This is a genomic window from Streptomyces sp. NPDC006879 (genome assembly GCF_042869595.1).
Classification (GTDB): Bacteria; Actinomycetota; Actinomycetes; order Streptomycetales; family Streptomycetaceae; genus Streptomyces.
In genome coordinates, this window is record NZ_JBIAGC010000081.1 from 1 (window position 1) to 7,591 (window position 7,591).

The 7,591-nt window shown below is 67.2% G+C and carries 7 protein-coding genes; 6 read left to right on the top strand and 1 reads right to left on the bottom strand.

Annotated features, from left to right (window positions below; translation table 11 throughout):
* Window positions 1–549: 549 nt before the first annotated feature.
* The 3 genes from ACFYMC_RS29265 (at window position 550) to ACFYMC_RS29275 (ending at window position 3,257) form a co-directional block, all read left to right on the top strand.
* Window positions 550–1,395, top strand: a complete 846-nt coding sequence (locus ACFYMC_RS29265; RefSeq protein ID WP_388531039.1) for a ParA family protein — start codon at window positions 550–552, stop codon at window positions 1,393–1,395.
* Between the two features lie 710 nt (window positions 1,396–2,105).
* Window positions 2,106–2,405 carry a hypothetical protein gene (locus tag ACFYMC_RS29270; RefSeq protein ID WP_388531041.1) on the top strand — a complete coding sequence of 100 codons (300 nt, stop codon included), beginning with the start codon at window positions 2,106–2,108 and terminating at the stop codon, window positions 2,403–2,405.
* A gap of 396 nt (window positions 2,406–2,801) precedes the next feature.
* On the top strand, window positions 2,802–3,257 hold the full coding sequence (locus tag ACFYMC_RS29275) for a hypothetical protein (RefSeq protein WP_388531044.1): 456 nt from the start codon (window positions 2,802–2,804) through the stop codon (window positions 3,255–3,257).
* Between the two features lie 361 nt (window positions 3,258–3,618).
* On the opposite strand, the gene ACFYMC_RS29280 is transcribed toward ACFYMC_RS29275, so the two are convergent.
* Entirely contained in the window at window positions 3,619–4,605 is a 987-nt protein-coding gene (locus ACFYMC_RS29280; protein ID WP_388531047.1) for a hypothetical protein, read from the bottom strand.
* A gap of 168 nt (window positions 4,606–4,773) precedes the next feature.
* On the opposite strand from ACFYMC_RS29280, the gene ACFYMC_RS29285 reads away from it, so the two are divergent.
* The 3 genes from ACFYMC_RS29285 to ACFYMC_RS29295 all read left to right on the top strand — a co-directional run bounded on the left by ACFYMC_RS29285 (window position 4,774) and on the right by ACFYMC_RS29295 (window position 7,479).
* Window positions 4,774–6,150 carry a hypothetical protein gene (locus tag ACFYMC_RS29285; RefSeq protein WP_388531049.1) on the top strand — a complete coding sequence of 459 codons (1,377 nt, stop codon included), beginning with the start codon at window positions 4,774–4,776 and terminating at the stop codon, window positions 6,148–6,150.
* Window positions 6,147–6,698, top strand: coding sequence for a hypothetical protein (locus ACFYMC_RS29290; RefSeq protein ID WP_388531051.1), 552 nt, complete (start codon window positions 6,147–6,149; stop codon window positions 6,696–6,698). The genes ACFYMC_RS29285 and ACFYMC_RS29290 overlap by 4 nt, the downstream gene beginning before the upstream one ends.
* Window positions 6,699–6,948: 250 nt before the next feature.
* Complete coding sequence (locus ACFYMC_RS29295) at window positions 6,949–7,479, top strand: MarR family transcriptional regulator (protein WP_388531054.1); 531 nt, start codon at window positions 6,949–6,951, stop codon at window positions 7,477–7,479.
* Window positions 7,480–7,591: the final 112 nt, after the last annotated feature.

Consider the following 7,591-nt stretch of genomic DNA (forward strand, 5'->3'; position numbering starts at 1 on the left):
AGTCCTCGATCTGCGCGACCGTCAGCGATTCATCACACAGTCAGCCCAACGACCAAGGCGACGACCAGTCACATCACATGCGGTTGCAGTACTAACCAGGCATACGGCCTGCCGGCGGCAACTGCCTGCTCGCCTCGGCCACGTAGCGCAGATGCGCACCCTCACTACTGATATGACACCACTCAGGGCGGCCAACCATCCCCAAGCGCGAGCGCTCAAGCGGAAGGCCCCACGATCGCGCTTCTGTGCGAGCACCTGGAAGCACACCATGCCTTCCCCCGCAACGACTCGTCGTCTCGAAGCACGACCAAAGCCGCAAACCCGACTATCGTGCGCAGCAAAGCACCTGGAGGCGGGTCTGTCAGGCCCGGCTGACCATCGGCCGACGACACCCGACACGCTGAATGACCCCAGGTTCCACACGGAGCGCACCCCTACTGCTGTTAACCTTTGGGCCGTCAGCGTGAATCTGTCAGTCCCACCCCCATCGACGTCGGCAGGAAGCGAACAGCTAGGGCGAGGTATCTGGGGGACGGGAGGAAGGCACCCATGAAGGTCATCGTCCTCGCCAGCCAGAAGGGCGGAGTGGGTAAGACCACGACGTCCGTCAACATCGGTTCGAGTCTTGCTAGCGGGGGAGCCCGCGTCGGCATGGTCGACCTTGAACTTCAGGGCCAGCTCGGTGTTTCCTTGGGCGCATTCGCGCGCAAGCCGCAGGACATCGGAAGCGCCCTGATCGACTACATCGACGCGGTAGACGCAGACGATGTTGCCAGCATGACGTCCCTGGGAGGCCGTATGGTCGACAGGAGCATCCTGCTCAAGGAGTTCGAGAACCCCGGCACGCTCAGCGTCATCGGCTCGGTCATGAACGTGACCGACCGCGCTCGCACCGAAATCGCGAAGCGCGGCTGGGAGGCGGTGTCAAGTCTTCGCCATCTCCTCCTTACCCTGCAGGATGAGTTCGACTTCATCATCGTCGATACCCCGCCCTCCGCTGACGCTCTCGCCTCCGTGGCTCTCGCTGCCGGCGACTACGTCATCGCTGTTTGCAACCCGCGGCTCGCAACGGCGGACGGAGCTCGCGTAGTTCGAAACAACGTTGTGAAGGTCCCGGAGCGTACCGGCGGCACCTGCCGCCCTGTCTTCCTCGGTACGGTGATCAACGAAGCCCAGCCTCCGTCGAAGCGCACCGAGGAGGCAGACGCTGTTGACGCCTTCCTCCACAAGCACGAACTGGCGCCCTTCAAGAAGGAGATCAGGACGAGCCCGCAGATCTCCGCTTCGTACGGCATCGGTCGCCCTATCGTCATTGACGAGCCCAGTTACGCTGCAAGCGGCTGGTTTGAAGACCTCACTGTCGAGATCATCGACCGGATCCGGGGTCTGTCATGACGGCATCGCCGGAGGAACCAACTCAGGGCAGCGTGGAGTCGCCTAAGCCGCGGAGGAAGGCGCGAGGCAAGTCGCGCTCCTTCGACTTCAGCGCCATCGAGCACGTCGGCAACGACGCGACTGAGGGTGGATTTCTCGGGGACGACGCTGCTGAGTCTGAGCGACGGGGGGGAGCAACTGCCGTCGTAGTACCTCCCAGCCTTTCGCACGACGCCGAATTGCCCGGTTCGAGCGATGTGGACGGCACCGGTGGCGGTCCAGGATTGTCGGCGGCTGCCTCGGTCGCGCCTGAGGCCGCCCTTATTGTGCCGTCGACGGCCCTGCCCCGTGAGAACGAAGCCCCCCTCCAGGCCGAGGCCGAGCCGGAGCCCAAGGCCGAAACCATCGAGACACGCCCTGCGAACGAATCTGCGGAGGGGGCCGCAACGCCTACCGGAGCGCGCGCTGTAGTGGTGCCGCCGACTGGGGGGCGCCGCCGGAACGATGGTCCCGGGTTCACTGCGGCCTCGGCCGAACCAGCCCTGAGGCCCCGCAGTCGCAAGAAGGCTGCCGACGCAAAACCTCCGATGCAGGCCGCCGTACTCGCTTCGTTCATAAGGCACAGGACAGGGCGCGACTGGCCAACTTGGTCTGGCCGCATCGAGGGGGAGACCAAGGCCCGGCTCCTTAACAAGGCTGATGATGACGCACTGTCTTCCGGGCGAAATCTCATGCCTGGGCACTACCTGGACGCCGCGCTGAAGCTGATGCAGGACCAAACCCCTGAGCAGCTCGCGGCCATGGCCAACGAGTGGCTCATCGAGAGGTGGTCTGGCGAGCACCCGCCAGGGGTGAGCATCCAAGCTGGTGTGTCGCCGGAGATGTACACGTTCCTCAAGGGACTGAAGCGTCATTTGCGCGGTCAGCGCGGAGCCGGAAGCGGAGGCCTCATCCTCGACGTCGTCTCGGCAGCGGTGGATCGGTTCCTCGATGATGCCGACGGGGAAGGGCCCTTCCCTCCTGCTCGTTAAGCGCAACCGAGCAAGGGTGGCTCGTCTCAGGGAGACGAGCCACCCTTGCTTGACTGTAGTTCACTTATTCACACACTTTCACGCATGCAATATGTCGGGCAATCACGCACGCATTGACACGTACTTTCTGGCTCCCCGTCGACCCTCTGTGCCTCTCGTCGCACCTCCCCCAAGAACCACCCGCCATGACACTGTCACGCTCACCTGGGGGCCGCCGTGCCACTGACACTCATACGCGCCCACAGCTCAACCATTCAATCTGTGCAGGTCTAGCCCGTTCTCATGCAGGAGTCCCGTGGGAGTCGATCCGAAGATCCGACACACAATGGTTCTGTCATTACCACCCGACGCCTGATCGGTGAGTAGGATGCTCTTGATTGAAAGAGAGGACTGTTCATGAGCACGGCGCCCAGCGGTTGGTCCCTCCGCGCCCTGGCCCAGGAAGCGCACGTCCTGCCCAAGGTGGCCCGAGATGCTGCGGAGGAAGGGGTAATCGACGCCCAGCACACCGTGGAGACGGATATCGTCCTTGTCCGCCTGTACGGGGCCTTGAAGCGCCTTGTCTGGCCCGAGGAGCGTCGGCCGGCGAACAAGGACCAGGGTCTTCGGGTATGGGAAGCCATAACTATCGAGACCGCTCGAGCAGCGCTTCCAGACGACATGCACGATGACACTGGCCTCTTCGTTCACCAAACAGGATGCGAACTCGTCTCCGGCCCCGGACCCAAGGCCCTGGCGTTCTTCAAGTTGGCTGAACATCCCTTCTACTACGCCCCGTTGGGCCGATGGTTCAACGAGTTGCCGACCCAACGCCTTCGCGTTGGCGAGGTCTCAGAGAAGGCTCAAGAGTGACATCGCTGTCACATCTCGGGTAGCTCGGTCGAGATCGCCCGGATTCATGCAAAGAACTGGCCCGGGACTCCGATATCCCGGGCCAGTCATGTCGAGGAGGTGAGCGTCGCTCTCCACACCTAGCTGAATACGCCTTGCACATCCGGCCTCTCACCTCCCCAGGCGGTGCCGGTTGGCGATGAGGGTTTCCCTCGTACCTCCTCGACTGGAGCAGATCATAGCTACCCGCACGAGGGTCGGCTCAGTCATGCCTGAAGCAGGCCGTAGCCTACCCAAAACCTCTAACCCGCCAGCACACGCGCGTTCGATTCCGGGCCGTTGGCCCGGGGCGCCCCCGCTGGCCGGCGTACCGGGCCCGGCCCTACAGCTGGGGCGCGGTATGCGGTACCGGCTGTTGACGGCAGTCCGCGCTTTGGTATCCGATCCGCGGCTCGTCGGCCGCAAGGATGTGGTGCGCCTCGCCGCGCTTGTCCTGATGGCGAAGGCCAGCCACGGCCGGTGTCGCGTTGAGATCACGGCGCGGGAGCTGGGTCGTTGGCTCGGGGTGTCGAAGTCGACCATCGACCACGAAGTGCTCAGTGTTCTCCGTGAGGTTGGTGCTGTCGCCTCGCGTGTGGTGCGGGGCGCCGACGGCCTGCCGACCGGTGTCGAGTATCGAGTGGAGGCTCTGTGGGAGGCCCACAAGGACGTTGGCGCACCCTTGGGGCTGTCGAAGGCCGAGCTGGCGACGCTGCTGCGGTTCCTGGAGGAGTTGTTCGCTCCAGGGTGGGGTGAGCAGTGCGCTACGCCTCCCGGGCTGCTGGTAAGGAAAGGGCGGCGGGGGCGGGGCGCGGCGTCGGATCGGCTGGCGCTGGTCCTGCTCGCCTTCCATGCTCGGCCGGACGGGCGGGTGCCTTTGGTCGGTGGCCTGTTGGCGAAGGAAGTGGCTCATCACGGCCGGGCGGCGGTGACGCTGGCACGGATGCTGGGGTGCGATGTGCCGGTGGCCGCGACGGTGCTGGGGCGGCTTGCGGAGGCCGGGGCGGTGACTTCCCCTTCGGGTCGACTTGTTGTGCCGGCGGTGGCGGCCGCGCATCGGACCGCATCCGCGGTCGAGGACGCTGCCGAGCTCGAGAGTCGCTCCTCTGATGATCCGGAGCCCACCGGTGATGCGGCGGGCTGCGTTCGGTGTGCTAGGCACGAAGAGGCCGACGTGCTGGTGGTGGAAGGGGACGGGTGGCGGCAGCTTTCCTGGGACGACTTTGAGGACGGCGAGGAGGATTGCGGAACTGCACCCAGGGATCTCGACGGCGCTGGTGATGATCTTTCCGCAGGTCAGACGGTCTTCGAGACGTTCGAGGCGAGTCATGCATCTGCAGAGCCTCACACCGACCACGCTGTTGTTGCTGATGTACGTCGTGAGGGTGCTGGAGTTCTCGGGTTTTCCGGCGAAGCCGCCTCGGGATACTGCCGTCAGCCGGTACGCGCGTGCCAGGAAGGGAACTCACCGGCGCCGGAGGCTGAGCTCCAGGTTGAGGTGACGGTTGTCGACGGCGAGGCTGACCCGCTTCGCGGGGAGAAGCCTGATCTGCTGCTGGGGGAAGCAGGGTCGGGATCGGCGGCGGCGTCGACGCTTCAGGCCCGGCGGGCTTCTTCGGGTGGGCCGCCGCCGGTGTGGGCTCAGGTGCCCAAGGGTCTGGAGCGGGTGCTGGAGCCGGTGGCCATGGTGTGGGGCCGGCTGGACCGACTGACGACGCGGCGGTACGTCACAAAGGTGGTGAGGGCGCGGCTCGGCGAGATTTCGGGGGTGTGCGGTCCCCAGGTGGATGCCGAGCGGATTCTGCGGGAGCGGCTCAAGCACCGGTTGGCGGAGCAGGGCTCGGTGCCGGTGACCGACCCGGTGGGCTGGCTGGTTGGCCGTGCTCTGCCGCGTCGGGCGCTGTGTCCCGACGGCCGGTGTGACGACGGGCGGCGGATGGACAACCGTGCCGACTGTGCCGCCTGCCAGATGCTGGTTCTGGATGGACGGGGGCTGCGCTCCCGGGCCCTCGCCAGGGCCACAACGGCTATGGTCGACGGCCGGGTTGACCGGTCGGTGTTCGAGGCGGAGTTGAACGTGTGCTGGCAGCTCGAGGCCGCCTCCGCGGCGGTGCGCCGCGAACAGGCCGCTCGGGAGCGGCACGCTCGTGAGCGGGTGTGGGCCGAGCAGCGGGCCCGGTACGAGGCCGAGGAGGCCGCCCGGCTGGCGCTTGCCTGCACGGTGTGCGGGAAGCCGGAGACGGCCGGTCTGTGCGGTCGGTGCCGCGACGAGCGCAGGGTCGACGAACTGGTCGCCGAGGCCGTCGACGTGGCCGTGGCCACCTGGGGGACGGGTGGTGAGGCGGACCGGCTCGATGTCGTTTCCCGCACCGAGCGGGACATGCGCGGTGCAGTCCGCCAGGCGGTCACGGACCTGCTTGCCCTGGGCGGAGACGTGTTCGCCGAAGCGATGGCGCTCGCCGCGCGGCTAGCCGCGGAGCTCCATCTGGGTGCGCTGCAGCGCACGGCCGTGAACCTGTTCGCCTACCAGTCGGCGGCCCAGGCCGAGTACAGGAAGGTCTTCGCCACCGAGATGCGGCGCAGCCACCTCCACGAGAGCCTCGACGATGCCCGGGAGGCCGCTGAAGAGGCCGCTCAGCGGGCTCGGTTCAACGCGGCGCACGCGGTCCTGAACGACCGGCTGCGTACCGTACGGGACGCGCGGACCACGGTTGAGGCGGATGCCGAACCCGACTGGTACGCGCAGGCGGCAGCGCGGGTCCGTAGCCTGATCCGCCCCCCTGCGCCAGACCACACGGTGTCCGTACGAAGGTCCTCACCCCCGGCCGGCCAGCCGACGGGCGCCATCGGAACGCCGGCGGTGGTGGGGGCATGAACCGAGCTGTGCGCGCCGACGTGCACCAGCCGGTTCGCAGGCCGTCGCTGACCGAGTGGGTCCAGGGGCTTCCGGGTCTGTCGAGGCGGGTGCGCCGACTGCTGCTGGAGGGCGATACCGACGGCCGGTACGCCGGCCGGACGGCTGCCGATTCCGGCTACCGGCTGACGATGGCCCTGGCGGTCGCGGTCTCCCAGCCCGGCCGGGAGTGGACCCTCGCGCAGTGGTGGGAGACCCTGGTACTGCGCCCGACGGCGGGCGGCGCCTGGGCACGGTCGCTGCGCTCGCGCAAGGGGGAGCGGTACACCGAGGGCAAGCTCGCCGGGATGCTCGACAAGGCACGTGAGTTCGTGGGCACGTCGGGCACGATCGTGTGCCGGGCCGATGCCATCGTGGCGATCGCTCGCCTGCGTGCCGCAGTGGAAGCCGTCGTGTGGCCGGGGCCCGGCGGTGGCACCGATCTGAAGAACCTCACCGTGCGGTTGTTGCTGGCCGGACAGGCCGGGGGCTCGAGCACGAGGTCTTGGTACGACAGCTGGCCGAGCTGATGGGCTGCGCACGTTCGACCGTGGCGGCGAGCAACGCCCGTCTGTGTGAGACCAGGTGGCTGGTCCTGGTCGCGGCCGGCACGGGGGAGCACAGTTCGACCTGGTCCCTTCGTATCCCCCCGACCGAACCTGAAGATCAGAAGTCGTGTGCGCGCCCGGGACACCCTCCAGCCTCGGGGGAGAGGGGGCAGAGAGTGTCCCGGACACGCACACGGGGGTTGAGGTCAGCACCCGTGCGCTGGGCGCCGTGATGAGCACCGACGCCTGCCACCACTACGCGCACGGCACCTCCGGCGCCCGTATCCTCGCCGCTCTCGACCCGCTCGACGGCGCCGACGTCGAGCACCTGGCCGCGGCGACCGGACTCCACCGCACCACGGTGTGCCGACGCGTGGATAAGCTCGTCGAGGACGGTCTCGCCGAGGAAGCCGACGGCCTGGTCTATCTGCCCCGCCACCTCGCCGGTGACGAAGGCCTTCGCCCCGACCCCGACCAGCTCGAGCACGTAGCCCTCCTCCGAGGGACCGCTGGCCTGGGGGAACGGCGCTGCAAACGGCACGGCGACCAGCGGCGTTTCTACAGGCAGTGGCTCACCGAGTGCACACAGCATGCCGTCGAGCGTCGCCGTTGCCCCAGGCCGCGGCTGCGGCTGGTGCCCGAAGGCGTCGTCGACGAGAGCACAGGTGAGCTCCGCGACACCGCATGGCGAGGATGGAACATCGACGATCCGTACCGCCCGACTTGGCCCGACGACGGATCACCCGAGGCGGTGTGCGGATGACCCCGCTGGCAGGGCCTCCTAGACGAGTCATTCCGATGTGATCAGTGGTCGTAGGCGATCAGGGATCGCATGACCGGTTGTTTGGTCTTGTGGTTGTGCCAGATCGCCGCGG

Excerpts from the sequence above, each read along its gene's own strand:
- ACFYMC_RS29265 (WP_388531039.1), top strand. The coding sequence starts at position 550 with ATGAAGGTCATCGTCCTCGCCAGCCAGAAGGGCGGAGTGGGTAAGACC.
- ACFYMC_RS29270 (WP_388531041.1), top strand. The coding sequence starts at position 2,106 with ATGCCTGGGCACTACCTGGACGCCGCGCTGAAGCTGATGCAGGACCAA.
- ACFYMC_RS29275 (WP_388531044.1), top strand. The coding sequence starts at position 2,802 with ATGAGCACGGCGCCCAGCGGTTGGTCCCTCCGCGCCCTGGCCCAGGAA.
- ACFYMC_RS29280 (WP_388531047.1), bottom strand. The coding sequence starts at position 4,605 with ATGACTCGCCTCGAACGTCTCGAAGACCGTCTGACCTGCGGAAAGATC.
- ACFYMC_RS29290 (WP_388531051.1), top strand. The coding sequence starts at position 6,147 with ATGAACCGAGCTGTGCGCGCCGACGTGCACCAGCCGGTTCGCAGGCCG.
- ACFYMC_RS29295 (WP_388531054.1), top strand. The coding sequence starts at position 6,949 with ATGAGCACCGACGCCTGCCACCACTACGCGCACGGCACCTCCGGCGCC.